Source organism: Solihabitans fulvus, assembly GCF_008386585.1.
Classification (GTDB): domain Bacteria; phylum Actinomycetota; class Actinomycetes; order Mycobacteriales; family Pseudonocardiaceae; genus Solihabitans; species Solihabitans fulvus.
In genome coordinates this window covers 76,877-92,960 of record NZ_VUOB01000019.1, presented here as the reverse complement: position 1 = coordinate 92,960, position 16,084 = coordinate 76,877, and the positions used below count along the sequence as shown (strand labels likewise).

The 16,084-nt window shown below is 71.8% G+C and carries 15 protein-coding genes; 11 read left to right on the top strand and 4 right to left on the bottom strand.

Features of this window, described 5'->3' with window-relative positions; genetic code table 11:
• Positions 1-11 precede the first annotated feature (11 nt).
• Complete coding sequence (locus F0L68_RS11185) at positions 12-1,334, top strand: C39 family peptidase (RefSeq protein ID WP_223198686.1); 1,323 nt, start codon at positions 12-14, stop codon at positions 1,332-1,334.
• A 60-nt stretch (positions 1,335-1,394) separates the two neighbouring features.
• Here the strand turns inward: F0L68_RS11185 and F0L68_RS11180 are convergent, their stop codons facing one another.
• On the bottom strand, positions 1,395-2,258 hold the full coding sequence (locus tag F0L68_RS11180) for an SDR family oxidoreductase (RefSeq protein WP_149849434.1): 864 nt from the start codon (positions 2,256-2,258) through the stop codon (positions 1,395-1,397).
• A gap of 197 nt (positions 2,259-2,455) precedes the next feature.
• Here F0L68_RS11180 and F0L68_RS11175 point away from each other — a divergent pair, with 197 nt between their 5' ends.
• The 3 genes from F0L68_RS11175 (at position 2,456) to F0L68_RS11165 (ending at position 5,122) form a co-directional block, all read left to right on the top strand.
• Positions 2,456-2,866: a winged helix-turn-helix transcriptional regulator gene (locus tag F0L68_RS11175; protein ID WP_223198685.1), complete on the top strand. Its 411-nt coding sequence runs from the start codon at positions 2,456-2,458 to the stop codon at positions 2,864-2,866.
• Positions 2,867-2,951: 85 nt separating this feature from the next.
• Positions 2,952-4,058: an S-(hydroxymethyl)mycothiol dehydrogenase gene (locus F0L68_RS11170; RefSeq protein ID WP_149849433.1), complete on the top strand. Its 1,107-nt coding sequence runs from the start codon at positions 2,952-2,954 to the stop codon at positions 4,056-4,058.
• Positions 4,055-5,122 (top strand): gamma-glutamylcyclotransferase family protein, encoded by a 1,068-nt coding sequence (locus F0L68_RS11165; RefSeq protein ID WP_149849432.1) that lies wholly within the window; start codon positions 4,055-4,057, stop codon positions 5,120-5,122. The genes F0L68_RS11170 and F0L68_RS11165 overlap by 4 nt, the downstream gene beginning before the upstream one ends.
• A gap of 45 nt (positions 5,123-5,167) precedes the next feature.
• Here F0L68_RS11165 and F0L68_RS11160 read toward each other — a convergent pair whose 3' ends face one another.
• Positions 5,168-5,833, bottom strand: coding sequence for a dienelactone hydrolase family protein (locus F0L68_RS11160; RefSeq protein ID WP_223198684.1), 666 nt, complete (start codon positions 5,831-5,833; stop codon positions 5,168-5,170).
• A gap of 129 nt (positions 5,834-5,962) precedes the next feature.
• Here F0L68_RS11160 and F0L68_RS11155 point away from each other — a divergent pair, with 129 nt between their 5' ends.
• The 7 genes from F0L68_RS11155 to F0L68_RS11125 all read left to right on the top strand — a co-directional run bounded on the left by F0L68_RS11155 (position 5,963) and on the right by F0L68_RS11125 (position 12,986).
• Positions 5,963-6,916 carry a hypothetical protein gene (locus F0L68_RS11155; RefSeq protein WP_188316507.1) on the top strand — a complete coding sequence of 318 codons (954 nt, stop codon included), beginning with the start codon at positions 5,963-5,965 and terminating at the stop codon, positions 6,914-6,916.
• 146 nt (positions 6,917-7,062) lie between these two features.
• Positions 7,063-7,323, top strand: coding sequence for a hypothetical protein (locus F0L68_RS11150; protein ID WP_149849430.1), 261 nt, complete (start codon positions 7,063-7,065; stop codon positions 7,321-7,323).
• A gap of 1 nt (position 7,324) precedes the next feature.
• Positions 7,325-7,576, top strand: a complete 252-nt coding sequence (locus F0L68_RS11145; RefSeq protein WP_149849429.1) for a hypothetical protein — start codon at positions 7,325-7,327, stop codon at positions 7,574-7,576.
• Between the two features lie 76 nt (positions 7,577-7,652).
• Positions 7,653-10,430, top strand: a complete 2,778-nt coding sequence (locus F0L68_RS11140; protein WP_149849428.1) for an FtsK/SpoIIIE domain-containing protein — start codon at positions 7,653-7,655, stop codon at positions 10,428-10,430.
• Complete coding sequence (locus tag F0L68_RS11135) at positions 10,427-10,909, top strand: hypothetical protein (RefSeq protein ID WP_149849427.1); 483 nt, start codon at positions 10,427-10,429, stop codon at positions 10,907-10,909. The genes F0L68_RS11140 and F0L68_RS11135 overlap by 4 nt, the downstream gene beginning before the upstream one ends.
• A gap of 479 nt (positions 10,910-11,388) precedes the next feature.
• Positions 11,389-11,790 carry a hypothetical protein gene (locus F0L68_RS11130; protein WP_149849426.1) on the top strand — a complete coding sequence of 134 codons (402 nt, stop codon included), beginning with the start codon at positions 11,389-11,391 and terminating at the stop codon, positions 11,788-11,790.
• Positions 11,791-11,975: 185 nt separating this feature from the next.
• Positions 11,976-12,986, top strand: a complete 1,011-nt coding sequence (locus F0L68_RS11125) for an NADP-dependent oxidoreductase (protein ID WP_149849425.1) — start codon at positions 11,976-11,978, stop codon at positions 12,984-12,986.
• Positions 12,987-13,046: 60 nt separating this feature from the next.
• On the opposite strand, the gene F0L68_RS11120 is transcribed toward F0L68_RS11125, so the two are convergent.
• On the bottom strand, positions 13,047-14,249 hold the full coding sequence (locus F0L68_RS11120) for an amidohydrolase (RefSeq protein WP_149849424.1): 1,203 nt from the start codon (positions 14,247-14,249) through the stop codon (positions 13,047-13,049).
• A 152-nt stretch (positions 14,250-14,401) separates the two neighbouring features.
• Positions 14,402-16,075, bottom strand: coding sequence for an FAD-binding oxidoreductase (locus F0L68_RS11115; protein WP_149849423.1), 1,674 nt, complete (start codon positions 16,073-16,075; stop codon positions 14,402-14,404).
• Positions 16,076-16,084 lie beyond the last annotated feature (9 nt).

Sequence of the window (16,084 nt, the reverse complement as noted above, 5' to 3'; positions counted from 1 at the left end):
GGGTGGTTTCCATGAGGACACTCGCGACGCTGCTCGCCGTCCTGGTCGGCGGCGCGCTCACCATGGTGTCGGCCGTCCCGGTCGGCGCGGCTCCTGCCGACTCGCTGGGTTCACCGCCGACCGGGGCCAGCGGCCGCACCGGGCCGGACGACGCGAAGGTGGACTACCACCAGTGGCGTTCGGCCGAGTTCCTGGCCGGGTCGGCCGAGGGCACGGCGTGGACGCCGGGCGGCCTCACCATCGGCCATCCGGCTGGCACGATCACGCACACCGAGCCGGGGCTCGGCACCACCAGGGCCTACGACTACGCGCGATGGACCTCGCCGCGCCACACGCAGGGTTTCGACGCGTCGCAGCTGATCGCGTCGTGGAACGCGGAGACGCCGGCCGGCGCCTGGCTCCAGGTGGAGATGCGCGGCCGCACCGACAAGGGCGCCGACACCGCCTGGTACGTGATGGGGCGGTGGGCGTCTGGCGACGGCGACATCCAGCGCACCAGCGTCGCCGGCCAGTCCGACGCGACCGGCGAGATCGACGTGGACACCTTCCAGGCCGCGCAGGGCGTCGCGCTGCGGGCCTACGAACTGCGCGTGACGCTGTACCGGGCGCAGGGCACGACGGCGTCCCCGACGCTGTCCGCGCTCGGCGCGATGACCTCGGCCGTGCCGGACCGGTTCACCGTGCCGCCAAGCCGTTCCGGCGGGGCGTGGGGTGTGGAGCTGCCGGTCCCCCGCTACTCGCAGGACGTGCACGCCGGCCAGTACCCGCAGTACGACGGCGGCGGCGAGGCGTGGTGCAGCCCGACCTCGACCGAGATGGTGGTGGAGTACTGGGGCAGGACGCCGACTGCGGCGCAACTGTCCTGGGTGGACCCGAGCTACGCGGACCCGAGCGTGGACCAGGCCGCCCGCAACACCTACGACTACTCCTACCAGGGCGCGGGGAACTGGCCGTTCAACGCGGCCTACGCGGCGAGCTATGGTCTCGCGGCGCACATCACCAGGCTGCGGTCGCTGACCGAGCTGGAGCACTACGTCCGGCTGGGCGTTCCGGTGGTGACCTCGCAGTCGTTCCGGGCCGACGAGCTGGATGGCGCGGGTTACGGCACGTCGGGCCATCTGATGGTGGTCGTCGGGTTCACCCCGACCGGCGACGTGATCGCCAACGACCCGGCCTCGGCGACCGACGCGCAGGTCCGGCACGTGTACAAGCGCACCCAGTTCGAGAACATCTGGTTGCGCACCAAGCGTTATCGGGCGGACGGCAGCGTTGGCGACGGCTCGGGCGGCGTGGTGTACCTCATCGCCCCACGCGGCTACCCGCTCCCGAGCTAGACATGCCATGAAGGGTCCCGTCAGGACACCCAACGTCCTGACGGGACCCTTCGCGATAACTCAGGCGGTGGCGAATGCGGCGCGCGCGGCCTGCTCGATGGTGCTCGGCGCGCGGCCGAGCAGCTTCTCCAGGTCGGGGCGGACCTCCGACAGCACGCCCTTGCCGATGTTCACCTGGATGTCGGCGATCACCTCGGCGAGGAAGTCGGGCAGCCCGGCGGCCAGCAGCGCGGCGGTCAGGTCCTCGGCCGTGACGTCCTTGTGCGGCAACGGCTTCCCGGTGATCTCGGCGACCGTTGCGGCGAGCTCGGGGAACGACCAGGTGGTGGAGCCGGTCAGCTCGTAGATCGCGTTCTCGTGGCCGTCGCCCGCCACCACGATCGCGGCGGCCAGCGCGAGGTCGTCGCGCGAGGCGGTGGCGATGCGGCCCTCGCCCGCCGCGCTGGCCAGCGCGCCGCGCTCGACCGCGCCGGGCAGCGTCGGGGTGTAGTTCTCGTGGTACATCCCGTTGCGCAGGAAGGTGAAGGGGATGCCGCTCGCGCGGAGCCGCTCCTCGGTGGCCTTGTGCACGGCCGCCAGCTCCAGCGGGGAGGTGTCGGCGTCGGACACGCTGGTGTAGGCGATGTAGCGGACGCCAGCCTTGACGGCGGCGTCGATCGCGTTGACGTGCTGGGCGACGCGCTGTTCGTCGGGGCCGTTGGTGGAGACCAGCAGCAGCTTGTCCACGCCGGCGAAGGTCTCCGCCAGGCTCTCCGGCTCGCTGAAGTCGCCGCGCCGGACCTGCACGCCAAGGGCGGCGAGGTCGGCGGCCTTCTCGGGGTCCCGCACGGAGACCGCGAGCTCGGCGGCCGGCACCCGGTCGAGCAGGTGACGCACCGCCAGCCCGCCGAACTGCCCAGTCGCCCCGGTCACCAAGATCGTCATGGTCTCTCCTCGTTCACGCTGTTCGCTGACTGCACTCACCGTAGAGCTTGTACTAACCAAAAGAAAGTACCCACCTCAACGTAAGTAAGATCTAGACTAGTAAGCATCGAGGCCAGCGGCGCGCGAAACGCTTGATCTATGACGCAGCGCACAACACTTACTGGAAGTTAGTATCGTTCCGGCGGTAAGCTTGGGTCGTGACGAACAACAGCAACGCCCTGTTCGAGGGCCTTCCGCCCGGGGCGGACGTGTTCGACCGCAACTGCCCGTCCCGATCGGTGCTCGAACACGTGACCAGCCGATGGGCCGTCCTCGTCCTCGGCGCCCTCATCGACGGCACCAAGCGGTTCAGCGAACTGCGCAGGAACGTCGGCGGAGTCAGCGAGAAGATGCTGGCGCAGACCCTCCAGGCGCTCGAACGGGACGGCATGGTGCACCGCGAGGTCCGCCCGGTCATCCCGCCGCACGTCGACTACTCGCTCACCGAGCTGGGCCGCCGCGGCGCGGAGCACGTGCGCGCCCTGTTCGTCTGGGTGCAGGAGAGCATGCCGGACGTCACCGCCAGCCAACAGAACTACGACGAGCGCAAGGCCGCCGCCGTCAGCTAGGGGGCTTACGCCCGTGCGCCGGCCGTGCCAGTCTGCGAGTCTGGATCAAGCCGGTTCAACGTGGAACAGCGGGGAGGCGGACGCGGTGCCGCACGAAGTACGTGGAGTGGTTGCCCTCGGCAAGGGGGCTCCCGTGGCGGTGCACGACATCATCGTGCCTGACCCCGGGCCCGGCGAGGCGCTGGTGCGGGTGCAGGCGTGCGGGGTCTGCCACACCGATCTGCACTACCGCGACGGCGGCATCAACGACGAGTTCCCGTTCCTGCTCGGCCACGAGGCGGCCGGCGTCGTCGAGGAGGTCGGCGACGGCGTGACCGACCTCGCGCCCGGCGACTTCGTCGTGCTGAACTGGCGCGCGGTCTGCGGCTCCTGCCGCGCCTGCCTGCGCGGGCGGCCGCAGTACTGCTTCAACACCTTCAACGCGAGCCAGCCCATGACCCTGGCGGACGGCCGCCCGCTGTCGCCCGCGCTCGGCATCGGCGCGTTCAGCGAACTGACGCTTGTCCACAGTGGACAGTGCACTCGAGTCGACAGCGCCGCGCCGCCCGAGGTCGCCGGGCTGCTCGGCTGCGGCGTGATGGCCGGGCTCGGCGCCGCGCTGAACACCGCACCCGTCGGCCGGGGCGACTCGGTCGCGGTGATCGGCTGCGGCGGGGTGGGCAGCGCGGCCGTCGTCGGCGCGCGGCTGGCCGGCGCGAACCGGATCATCGCGGTGGACACCGACGCTCGGAAACTGCTCTGGGCCAAGGACTTCGGCGCGACGCACACCGTGCTGGCCGGCGGGGACACCGACGTCGTCGCCGAGATCAGGGCGCTGACCGGCGGCTTCGGCGCGGACGTGGTGATCGACGCGGTCGGCATCCCGCAGACCTGGCAACAGGCGTTCCACGCGCGCGACCTCGCCGGCACCGTGGTGCTGGTCGGCGTGCCGACCCCGGACCTGCGCATCGACATGCCGCTGCTGGACTTCTTCTCGCACGGCGGCGCGCTGAAGTCGTCCTGGTACGGCGACTGCCTGCCATCAAGGGACTTCCCGACGCTCATCGACCTGTACCTCCAGGGGCGGCTGCCGCTTGACCGGTTCGTGTCAGAGCGGATCGGGCTGGACGACGTCGAGGAGGCGTTCGCGCGGATGGGCCGGGGCGAGGTGCTGCGCAGCGTGGTGATGCTCGGCGCGGTGATCCCCTGTTGAGGACCGCGGAGTTCACCGACGAGGACTACCCGGCCCAGCCCTATCCCGGCGCGCGACCGGGCTTCTCCTTCGTGCACCACGACCGCGCCGGTTGGGCGCTGCGTCCCGACCGCGCCACGGCCAGCGGTTGGCGGGTCGGGCCGGACGGTGTCGAACTGGACCGGTGGCTCGCCGAACGCGGCGCGCCACCGCTGGCCGAGCGCGTTCCCGTGCTCGCCTACGGCTCGAACGCCTGCCCTGCCAAGGTGACCTGGCTGCGCGAGTCGCACGCGATGACGGGACCGGTCGTGGCGCTGCGGGCCAGGTGCGCTGGCGTGTCCGCGGTGTGGGCGGCCGGCTTCCGGATCGTCGACGACCAGCGGCCCGCGACGCTGACCGCCGCGCTCGGTGTCGTCGAGGACCACTTCCTGTGGTGGGCGACGCTCGACCAGGTGCGGGCGCTCGACGCGTGCGAGGGCAGGGACGTCCGGCACTGGCTGTCCCGGCTGGGCACCGGGCGGATCACCCTGGAGGACGGCACGGTGCTGGACGGCGCGCTGGCGTACACGGCGGCCGACCCGATGCGCCTGCCGCTGCTGGTCGACGGCGCCGCCGTGCCGTGCGCCGCGCTGGACCAGGCGGAGGCCGCGGCGCTGACCGGGCCGCCGGCCGACTCGGACGGCCTCGCGGTGACGCGGGTCGACGGCGAGCCGTCGGCGGACGCGTGGCCGGACCGGCTGTTCGTGTACGGCACGCTCCAGCCCGACGGGTCGGCGTGGCGGCGGATCGCGCCGCTGGCGCTTGGCGAGCCGGACCGGGCGTCGCTGCCCGGCACGCTGTACGACACCGGCCACGACTACCCGGCGCTGCGGCTGTCCCGTGGTCCCGGGGTGCCCGGCTGGGTGGTGCGGCTGCGGTCGCCGGAGCGGGCGCTGGTCGCCCTCGACGAGTACGAGGGCGAGGACTACCAGCGGATCCGCGTCACACTGCCGGACGGCCGGGCGTGCTGGACGTACCTGTGGACCGCCCCGGTCCGGGACCTGCCCGTCCTGCACCGAGGCTGGCACCCTGCCGGTCGGTCGTGAGCCCCGACCGGTCGGCCGTGCGGCTCGGTCGATCGGTCGTGCGCCTCAACCGGTGGTGAAGTCGAGGATGCGCCGCCAGGCGTCGGCGCAGGCGTCGCGCCACTCGCCGTGGGCGCGGTCGAAGAACGAGTGCGGCGCGCCGTCGTAGACGTGTAGCTCGTGCGGCTTGCCGAGGTCGGTCAGCCGCTGGTCGAAGGCGGCGAAGTCGGCCTGCGGGGTCGCCTGGTCGGCGCCCGCGACGAGCAGCAGCAGCGGAACGCGGATCGACTCGACGACGTCCGCGACGAGCTTCGGCTTGCCGTAGAAGCCGATCGCGCCCGCCAGGTCGAGGTCGCTGGCGGCCAGCCGCCAGGACTGGCTGCCGCCGAAGCAGAAGCCGACGGTGTACGTCGGGCCGTCGCCGAGCGCCCCGGCCGCGGCCGAGGCGTCCGTGTGCACCTGGTCCGGGGTCACCTTGGGCCAGTGCTGCTGCCAGTCGAACCCCTCCCCGCGCGGCCCGGTCCCCGCCGACCGCCCGAAGTAGTCGAACGCGACCGTGTCGAAACCGGCCTCGGCGAACCGGACGGCGAGGTCCTCGTAGAACGGGTGCAGGCCGCGAACGTCCGGCAGGAGCACGACGTTGCGGCCGTTCGGCGTCGCGGGCTTCGCCCGGTAGGCGTTGCACCGGTTGCCGTCGGCGGCGGTCAGCTCGATCGGTCCGTGCTCGGCCACGTCTCCTGGATTGGGCGGTCCTGGCGGTCTGCTGTCGTCGCTGTGGCACATGGGCTCGATTGTCTCGGCGAAGTCTGTCGGCGACCAGCGCGCGGGGCGCCACCGGTCTGGTGGACAATCGCTCACACGATGGTGGAAGAAGATCTCGAACTGCTGATCACCGTGGTGGTCGCGGCCGACGACGACGGGCAGGCCCGAGCGGCCTGCGACGGCTTCGTGCGGCGCATCGGCGGGCGCGTCGTCGAGGTGGTGGACTGCTCGGACGAGGAGCCCGACTGCTGGTCGGTCACGGTGAGTGTGGTGAGTCCCGAACGGGCGACGCACAACAGTGCCGCGGCGCTGGCCAGGGCGGTGCGCGTGTTCGTCCGCGATCTCGGGCCCGAGTTCGCCACCCCGCGCGTCGCCTGCGAGCCGCCGACGGCCTGGACGGTGCTCGACGATCCCGACCTGGTCGGCGACCTCGTGCCCGGCGCAGAACGGCTCCTGGTCGAGGCCTGGGCCGGCGGCGACCCCTACGTCAGGGAACCCCCGCCGGAGCCCGTCGCGCAGCCACCCGCCGAGGAACCGGCATCGACGGCCGTTCGGCTGCTGCTGCGGGTGGACGTGGCGACCGACCGCTCAGCGGGCGCCGAATGGCAGGCGCGCGCGGTGGCCAGCAGGATCGTCCGCTCCGGCCACATCATCGGCGTCGCATCGCAGGATTCCGTGCTGAGCGTGCGCGTCGACCTCGGCGAGCGAACCGAGGCCCCCGCCCAGGCCCTGCTGGACGCGGTGTCCTCGCTCGGCCGGTCGGGCTGGTCCTCCGTCGAGTGGCGGGACGACGCAGCGGTCATTCGCTGGTCGGCCAGTCCAGCGCCGCACTCCGGCATCACCGGGCTGGAGCTGACCGCGAGCAACACAAGCGACGACAACGACGACAGCAGCGACGCCAACGACGGCAGCGACGGCAGCGACGGCCCGGAACGCGCCGAGGACGGCCGCGCCGAGGACGACACCGTGCGCGACGGCCGGGAGGAGTCCGCTACTCAATCGGGTGAGGCCGTCCGGCCGTCGCCTGCGTCCGTTTGGACGCTGCCGTCCTGAGGGTGTGTGGCCGCCCGATCGAGTGGTGTCGCACATACGCCCGATCAGCCGATCAACCTTGTGTCCGACAAAAAACATTCGGTACTACTTTCAACCAAGGGCGGTCGAACGATCGCCGCACACGCGTTCGGGAGGGTACGGCCGAGATGGCAAGCATCGAAGAAGTACGGGCTGCGGTCGCCCTCGCTGCGGACAAGGCCCAGGAAGCCGCGCAGTACCAGCAGCAGGTCACCAAGCTCGCCGAGGAGGTCCAGGCGCTTCTGGCCGGCGCGATGCAGGGCACCACGCAGAACGACGCCGAGCAGGCCAACGGCGAGTTCGCGCAGGCCGTCAGCAACGCCAACGAGGTCCTTCAGCTGATCGGCGCGGGCATGTCGAGCATCGAGAGCATCGGCAACAGGCTGTGAGATGACGTCGATCGAGGAGGTCAGGACGTCACTCGAACAGGTCCGTGAGTTGCTGGCCGAGATGTACCGGGGCGCGGAGAGCGCGAAAGCGCTACTGGACGACGCCGTTTCGATTCTCGCCGAGAGCAGCCTTAACCACCAGGAATCCCTGCTGCCGGCCGAGTTCGGGAACGCCAGTGAAAAACTCGTCGACCTGTTGACGTTGTTTGCGAGGAACATGGGAACGGTGGAGGGCTTGACGGCACGGCTGTAGCAAACGCAGGCACCCCCGCCTGGTAACTTGATCATGGGTTCCCGCCCGGTCGCGAATGAATGCCGTGAGGTGGGCAGTGAGCAGGCGAGACGAGCGCCGCAAGAAGATCGAGGACGCCTTCGCGGAGTTCCGCCAGGCGATCGCCGGCGCGTTGGGCGCCGCGTCCCGCCAACACGCCCGGATCGCGGTCGAGCGCGCCGAGGACATGTTCGAGCTGATGGTCCGCAAGGTCGGCATCGACAACGCGCTCGAGGATCCCGCGCTGGCAAGGACCCTGCACAATCCCGTGCTCGGCGACCGGTTGGTGCGCACGCTGCGCGACCGCGTCGAGGCGTTCGAACCGTGGACCCGCAACGGGCCGAGCGGGCTCGAACGGCTCGTCGCGGAGTCGGCGCCCGGCCCGGCGGGCGATCCGTGGGAGTCCTGGCTCGGCCAGCCGGGCACCGGCGACGGCAGCACGGTGCCGGAGCTGTGGCGGATCGGCACGGCCGTGGTCGGGTCGGCGCCGCAGCAGCAGCCGTTCCCGGTCGCGGTTCCCTTGCTGGACAGCGCGCACCTGCACGTTTCGTCCACTTCGGACAGTCGGATGCTGGCCGACGCCCTGGTGGAGAGCCTGCTGCTCCGGGTGCTCAGCTACTTCCAGCCGGGCATGGTGCACGTGCACGTCTGGGACGTCGGCCAGCTCACCGGCTCGCTGCCCGGCCTGTACCCGCTCACCAGGGGCGGGCTGCTGACCGTGCACGATCCCGCCAGGCTGCACGAGCTGCTCGACGAGCTGTCCGAGCACATCCGCCGCGTGCACACGGAAATGCTGGTGGACGGCCAGGTCTCGCTGCGGGCGGTCAGCGGGCCCGCCGGGCGGCGGACCGTGCCGTGGCGGATCGCGGTGCTGTTCGGCAACCGCGCCGCGCTCAAGGAGGAGCACCAGCAGAAGCTGCAACGGGTCGCCCGCAACGGCCTGGCCTGCGGCGTCCAGCTCGTCATCGTGGATGTCCCGGTCACGGTGAACAGTCCGATCGAAACAGTGCAGTTCGCCGACGACCAGACCGCGACCTGCACGATGACCGGCAAACATGCGACCGTCACGATGGATCCCGCGCTGCCCCGCACGATGGTGCCGAGGGCGTGCGCCACGATCGCGGAGGCCTTGGAGGCCAGGCGAAGCAGGCTCGGCTCGTTCGCCGACCTGCTGCCGGCCGAGCTGTGGACGGAGAGTTCGGCCGCCGGCGTGCACACCCCGGCCGGCTACTACGACGGCGAACCGGTGCAGGTCCAGCTCGGCGACGCGTCCCCGCACGCCCTGATCGGCGGTCCGAGCGGGTCGGGCAAGACGAACTTCCTCTACGCCATGCTCGGCGGCCTCGCGGCCAGGTACGCCCCCGACGAGCTCGAGCTGTATCTGCTCGACTTCAAGGAGGGCGTGTCCTTCGCTCAGTTCGCGCCCGGCCGCAAGGACCCGAGCTGGCTGCCGCACGCGCGGCTGGTCGGCGTGAACGTGAACACCGACCGCGAGTTCGGCCTCGCCCTGCTCCGGTTCCTCGCCGACGAGATGCGGCGCAGGGCGGACGCGGCCAAGCTGCACGAGGTCACCAAGCTGGAGGAGCTGCGCGCCGAGGACCCGGACACGCCGTGGCCGCGCATCGTCGCGGTGATCGACGAGTTCCAGTATCTGTTCGCCGAGCGGGACCAGGTGACCAGCCAGGCGACGGCGCTGTTGGAGGACGTGGCGCGGCGCGGCCGGTCGCAGGGCATCCACCTCGTGCTGGCCAGCCAGGACGTGTCCAGCATCGAGGCGTTCTGGACGAAGCCGGCGATCTTCGAGCAGTTCGTGCTGCGGATCGCGCTGCCCAAGGCACGCAGGGTGCTGGTGGACGTGCACAACGACGCGGCCGTCACGCTGCCCCGCTGGCACGCGGTGATCAACCACGAATCCGGTGTGCGGCAGGGAAACCACCTCGCGCGGATCCCGGACGCGACCAAGCGCGGCACGTTCGACGAGTTGCAGGTCGAGCTGTGGCGGCGGCGGCCTGCCGAGCTGCCGAGCCCCCGGCTGTTCGACGGCAGCCTGGTGCCCAAACCGGCCGACCTGGTGGACTTCCAGGAACTGCGCCCGCAGTCGCACACGCCGACCGCGCTGCTCGGCCAGGTGATCGACGTGGCTGGCAGCGCGGCCAAGGTGCGGATGGAGCGGGCGCCCGGGCGCAACATCGCGGTGATCGGCTCGCTGGTCGCGGACGCGGCGGGCCTGCTCGGCGGCGCGATGCTTTCCCTTGGCCGGCAACACGAACCGGACGGCGCCGCGTTCACGCTCGCCTATCTGGTCGAGGACGCCTACCCGTGGGTGGACGCGGTCGCCAAGAGCCTGCGGGGCGACGGGCACCAGGTCGAGGTCGTCGACCTGGACGGGCTGCGGCCGGTGCTGCGCCGCAGCGCCGACGAGCTGACCGCGCGGCTGGCCAGCTCCTCGCTCGACACACCTGCGCTGCCGCACTATCTCGCCCTGTACGGCGTCGACGCCGCGCACAGCGCGCTGGAGCACAAGGACCCCGAGACCAGGCGCAGCGGCCTCGACGAGCTGCGCACGGTGTTGCGGCACGGCCCGGAGAACCGCACGCACGTGCTCGGCTGGTGGCGCGGCGTGCAGCGGCTCAAGGCCAGCCTCCCCATGGGTTCCACGGACGACATCGGTCCGTGGGTCGCGTTCGACGTGCAGGGCGCGGACCTCAACGCGCTGAACAGCGGCCTGAACACGGCCTGGTCGCCTCGGCCGCGCCGGGGTCTGTTCTTCGACCGCTTCCAGCACGCGCGACCGCAGGTAATCATCCCGTTCGACCTCGGGCAGGAGACACCGTGACCGAACGAACCAGCCGTGCCTTCGACGGCACGACACTCTCGCCGGGCGGCGACCCTCGGGTGTTCCCGGCGCAGCGGATGGCCAACCCCCTCGAGTCCGGAGCGGAACGCGACGTGGTGTCGGTGGTCGAGCGCTACAAGGAGATCGCCGGGATGGCGGCCGAGTCGGTCGACCGGATGCGCCGGCACGACCAGGAGCGCGCCTCGGTGCTGGACCGGGCGCTGCTGGAGTCCCAGGAGCGGATGGCCAGGATCGCCGACCAGGAACGGATCGTGCGGCTCGGCGTCGCGCTGCACTGGGAGGCCGCCGTCGAGGCGCTGTGGGACGAGCGGTGGATGACGATGAGCCCGCAGCCCCAGCCGGACGAGACGGTGCCCGACCACGACCAGCTGCATTTCGACGGGGAGATCGAGCGCACCTACCGCGCGCTGGAGGACGCGCTACAGAAACGCGGCCTCATTCGACGCAAGCGGGACTGAGCAGGCGCGGCTGATCTCGATCAGCGAGCCGGGGATGGTTTCCCGGGATTCGCGACCGGGCGCGCGGATTCCCCGTGACGTCGACGGAGATCGACATTCGCGGCAGCGAGCGAAGCGAGTGGCGCCGAACCCGGGATTCGGCTGCGGGCAACGGAAACAGCTCGTAGACAGGCCACGGCCCCCGAGGCACTGGGGGTTTGCGTCGGGGGCCGGGCCATCACCGGGCATTGGTGCGGGAGGCCGGTGTCTCCCGGTCTGTGATTGACGGAAGTGCACCAGTCCGTCAATCAGTACGACGCGACCGAGGATAGGGGCGCGCGAGGTCGCCCGGGAAGACCCAATTGCCATGACTCACCCGTTCGGGGACGCCCGTTTTTCTGATGCCGCCCGTCAGCGGAATCCAACCGGCGGGTCAAGGATGCCTAACGAATGAGTCCGAACGGCTTCCCCGGCCCCCATCCGGCGGGCAGGCTGCATCCGTGAGCAAGCAGGGTGAGCGCGGGTCGGGCGACGCGGCGGACAAGTCCGATCCACTGATCGAGGTCACGCTGCGACCGAGGGTGTTCTTCGCCGTCCTCGCGCTGGTCGCGCTGATCGCCGGCCTGGTGCTCGGGCTGATCCCGGTGCACGTCGCCGCGCCCGACCCGTCTAGGGCGGGCCAGCTCAGTTGCGGCAACGCGATCGGCGGCGTGGACACCAAGTCGGTGTGGGCCGGGCTCGGCGCGCAGGGCAACACCGAGCTGGTCGACTACATCAACATCTGCGAGCACGCGATGAGCGAGCGGGAGACGGCGGCCTCGGTGCTGTTCTTCGGCGGCGTGGTCGGGGGCCTGTGGCTCGGCGTGGTGCGCCGCCGCCGGGAGCCGACCCAGGGTTCGTAGGGCGGCGTCAGAGACATTCGCGGACAGGGCACCAGCCCGCTCGAACGAGTGGCAGGTCACAGCAGAGCGGCCGGGAACTGGGAACATCAGGCCCGATGGGCGCTGTTGAACCACTTGGTACGTTGAACCAGTTGGTACGTACCGCAGCCACGTTCCCGCAACACTGCCTCCTGGGAGGTCGCACCATGACCGTGCCGTCCACCGCCGTCGAGATCCGGCTCAAGTCCCGCCCGCAGGGCTGGCCGACCGCCGAGAACTTCGAGATCGTCGAGGCCGAGGTACCCACGCCGGAGCCGGGCCAGGTGCTGGTGCGCAACATCGCGATGAGCGTCGACCCGTACATGCGCGGCCGGATGAACGACACGAAGTCCTACGTCGAGCCCTACCGGCTCGGCAAGGCCATGCTCGGCGGCGCGGTCGGCGAGGTCGTCACCTCCACGGTCGACTCGCTCAAGCCCGGCGACGTCGTGCTGCACCACCTCGGCTGGCGCGAGTACGCCGTCGTGGACGCCAAGCAGGCCGTCAAGGTCGACCCCGACCTCGCGCCCGTCACCACCTACCTCGGCGTGCTCGGCATGCCCGGCCTGACCGCGTACGCGGGCCTGCTGGAGGTCGCCGCGTTCAAGGAGGGCGACACGGTGTTCGTGTCCGGCGCGGCGGGCGCGGTCGGCCAGGTCGTCGGCCAGGTCGCCAAGCTGCGCGGCGCGGCACGGGTGATCGGCAGCGCGGGTTCCGCCGAGAAGGTCAGGTACCTGGTCGAGGAGCTCGGCTTCGACGCCGCGTTCAACTACAAGGACGGCCCCGTCGCCGAGCAGCTGGCCGCCGCCGCGCCCGACGGCATCGACGTCTACTTCGACAACGTGGGCGGCGAGCACCTCGAGGCGGCGATCTCCTCGCTGAACCTGCACGGCCGCGTCGCCGTCTGCGGGATGATCTCGCAGTACAACAGCACCGAGCCCACGCCGGCCCCGCGCAACCTCGGGATGCTGATCGGCAAGCGGCTCACCGTGCGCGGCATGCTGGTCGGCGACCACTACCACCTCCAGCAGCAGTTCATGCAGGAGGTCGGCGGCTGGATCCGCGACGGCAAGCTGCGCTACTCCGAGACCGTCGTCGAGGGCATCCGCAACGCCCCAGAGGCGTTCCTCGGCCTGCTGCGCGGCGAGAACACCGGCAAGATGGTCGTCACTTTCTGAGCACTGGGTCCGCAGGCGAAGGGCGCTCCTCGGGTCACGAGGGGCGCCCTCGCCGTCGGGTCACTCCGCGAGGACGCCCCGCTCGGCCACCACGCGGCCCTCGTGCACGACGAGCGTGCGCGGGGCGCGGTCCATCACCGCAGCCGTGACCGAGTCGCCCGGCACCACGACGAGTTCGGCGGGATCGCCCTCGACCAGGCCGCCGCCCGGCCCGTCGAGCACCGCGGCCCCGCCCCTCGTCGCGATGTCCACGCACATCTCCACGTCGGCGTCCTTGCGGAAACCGTTGCGGTAGGCCAACTGCCAGGTGCGGTCGAGCATGTCGCCGTTGCCGTAGGGCGACCAGTAGTCGCGGATGCCGTCCTGGCCGAGCCCGAGCCGGACCCCGGCCCAGCGCAGTTCGCGCAGCGGCAACGGTTCCCGCGCGCCCGGCGCCACGGTCGTCACGGCGACGTCGTGCTCGGCGAGCAGGTCGATCAGCTCGCGCTGCCGCTCGGCGTCCACAGTGGACAGCGCGAAGCAGTGGCTGATGGTGACCCTGCCGCGCATGTCGAGCGCGGCGACCCGCTCGCAGATCAGCTCGAGCTGGAACGCGCCGAGCGAACCGGCGTCGTGCAGGTGCACGTCCACCCCGCGCTGGTACTTCTCGGCCAGGCCGAACACCACGTCGAGGTGCCCGACCGGGTCGCGGTCGTACCCGGCGGGGTCGAGGCCGCCGACCAGGTCGGCACCGGCGCGCATGGCCGCGTCGAGCAGCTCGGCCGTGCCCTTCTCGCGCAGGATGCCGACCTGCGGGAACGCCACGACCTGCACGTGCGCGCGGGCCGCGTGCTCCGCCCGCGCGGCGAGCACGCCCTCCAGCCGTTCCAGCCCGGAGTCGAGGTCAACCTGGGCGTGGCTGCGCACCATGGTCGCGCCGGCCGCGATGGTGCTGCCGAGGGTGTGCGTGGCGCGCTCGGTCACTGACAGGCCGGCGTCCCGCCAGTTGCGGCGGTCGTTCTCGACGAGGCCGGCCAGGCCCGCCGACGCCGAGTGCGGGCGGAACGGCAGCCCGAGCCTGGTGGAGTCGAGGTGGGCGTGCGAGTCGACGAACGCGGGCAGCAGCACGCCGCCACCGCCGTCCGCGACCGGGACGCCGTCCGGAGCCGGCAACCCGGCGCCGACCTCGGCGATCACCCCGCCTCGGCACAGCACGTCGACCTCGGGGACGTCCGGACCGCTCGGCCACGGGCGGACAGAGCGGATCAGCAGGTCACCTGTCACCTCAGCGAGACTAGAGCTTCTAACGTGATGGCGTTCGACTGGGAGTGGCGTCCAGGTGGTGCGTCGCAAGGCGGAGGAGCCCCTCATGGCGGAGCCATGTGGGGCGACGACAACGCGGCGAGGCGCCGCCTGGGCGTCACTCCGTCGGACAGTCATCGCGTTAGGAGCTCTTGGCCCAGAAGCTTGCCTGGGTTGAGGATGCCGCTCGGGTCGAGCGTGCGCTTCACGCTGCCGAGCACGTCCACGCCGAGCTCGCCGATCTCGGCGGCCAGGTAGGGGGCGTGGTCGGTGCCGACGGCGTGGTGGTGGCTGATCGTGCCGAGCGGCGGTTCGCCAGTGCCGATGCGGGAGATCGCCGCGCAGGCCGCGGCCTTGGCCTGCTGCCACTGGCCGATCGGGTCCTGCTCCGATCGGGGCACCAGCACCGTGAAGTACAGGGACGCGCCGGTCTCGTAGGCGTGCGAGACGTGGCACATCACCACGGGTCGGTGCTGCGGGGTGCGCAGCGCGTCGACGAGAGCGGCACGCACCGCGTCGCGGAGTTCGTCGAGCCTGGACCAGTGGGTCGCGGTCTCCAGCGTCTCGACGCAGACACCCGCGTCCAGCAGGGCGTCGCGCTGGCGCGGACCGTTGAACCTGCCGTGCAGCCACGCCTCGCCGAGCGGCCTGCCGAGCCGGACCGTGCGGTGCTCGCCGAGGACGCGCAGCGTGGCGGCGCGGCGGACGGCCGCCTCCGCCGGGGACGCGGCCTCCCAGCCGAGGATGAGCAGGCATGGCCTGGCGATCCCGCGCGCCCGCAGGTAGCCGCGCAGGGCGGTGGACTTCCAGCCGCCGCTGAGCGCGAGGGAGACCTCGGTCTCGTCCACATCGGACAGTCGGGTGATGTCGGCGAGAACCCGTTGCTGGGCAAGGTCTCGGACGGCCTCGCCGCCGGCCTCCCAGCCGTCCAGCACGTAACCCTCGTAGCGCCGCTCGGTCGGCGTCGGCCGAACCCGCAGCGCGACCTCGGTGATCACGCCGAACGCGCCCTCGCTGCCGACGACGAGCTGTCGGAGGTCGGGGCCGGCGGCCGAGGCCGGGGCGCTGCCGAGCCGCCACTCGCCGACCGGGGTGGCCAGCCGCAGGCCCTCGACCATGTCCTCGAAGCGGCCGTACCCGGCGGACGCCTGGCCCGCCGAGCGCGTCGCCGCGAACCCGCCGATGGTGGCCCGCTCGAAGGACTGCGGCACGTGGCCGATGGTCAGGCCGTGCGCGGCGAGCAGCCGTTCGGCGTCCGGGCCGCGCACGCCGGCCTGGAGCACCGCGATCCTGGAGACGGGGTCGACCGACACGAGCGCGTCGAGCCTGGCCAGGTCGAGCGCGACCACCGCGACCTTGTCGCCGCGCAGCGCGCTGACGCCGCCGACGACCGAGGTGCCGCCGCCGAACGGGACGACGCCGATGTCCTGCGCGGCGCAGGCCCGCAGCACCTCGACCACCTGGTCGGGATCGGCCGGCAGCACGACGGCGTCCGGCACGGCCAGCTCGCCAGCGCCCCTGTGCCGCATCAGGTCCACATAGGACAGCCCGCCGGCTCGGCCGAGCCGGGAGTCCCGGTCCAGCAACACGTTCGACTCGCCGACGAGCGCGGCCAGCGCGGCGCGGGCGGCGTCGGGCAGGGTCGAGTCGCCGACGGCGATGACGGAGTCCGGCCCGGCGGGCGTGCTGGCGGCGGCGAGGCCGGTGCGGTCCCGCAGCCAGCGCAGCGCGTGCGGCGGCAGGGCGGCGTCCGCCGCGCCGGATGGTGTCCAACTGCCCCGGAGGGTGTGGTCGATGCGCTCGGTCACCGCTACAGT

Excerpts from the sequence above, each read along its gene's own strand:
- F0L68_RS11185 (WP_223198686.1), top strand. The coding sequence starts at position 12 with ATGAGGACACTCGCGACGCTGCTCGCCGTCCTGGTCGGCGGCGCGCTC.
- F0L68_RS11180 (WP_149849434.1), bottom strand. The coding sequence starts at position 2,258 with ATGACGATCTTGGTGACCGGGGCGACTGGGCAGTTCGGCGGGCTGGCG.
- F0L68_RS11155 (WP_188316507.1), top strand. The coding sequence starts at position 5,963 with ATGGTGGAAGAAGATCTCGAACTGCTGATCACCGTGGTGGTCGCGGCC.
- F0L68_RS11150 (WP_149849430.1), top strand. The coding sequence starts at position 7,063 with ATGGCAAGCATCGAAGAAGTACGGGCTGCGGTCGCCCTCGCTGCGGAC.
- F0L68_RS11145 (WP_149849429.1), top strand. The coding sequence starts at position 7,325 with ATGACGTCGATCGAGGAGGTCAGGACGTCACTCGAACAGGTCCGTGAG.
- F0L68_RS11125 (WP_149849425.1), top strand. The coding sequence starts at position 11,976 with ATGACCGTGCCGTCCACCGCCGTCGAGATCCGGCTCAAGTCCCGCCCG.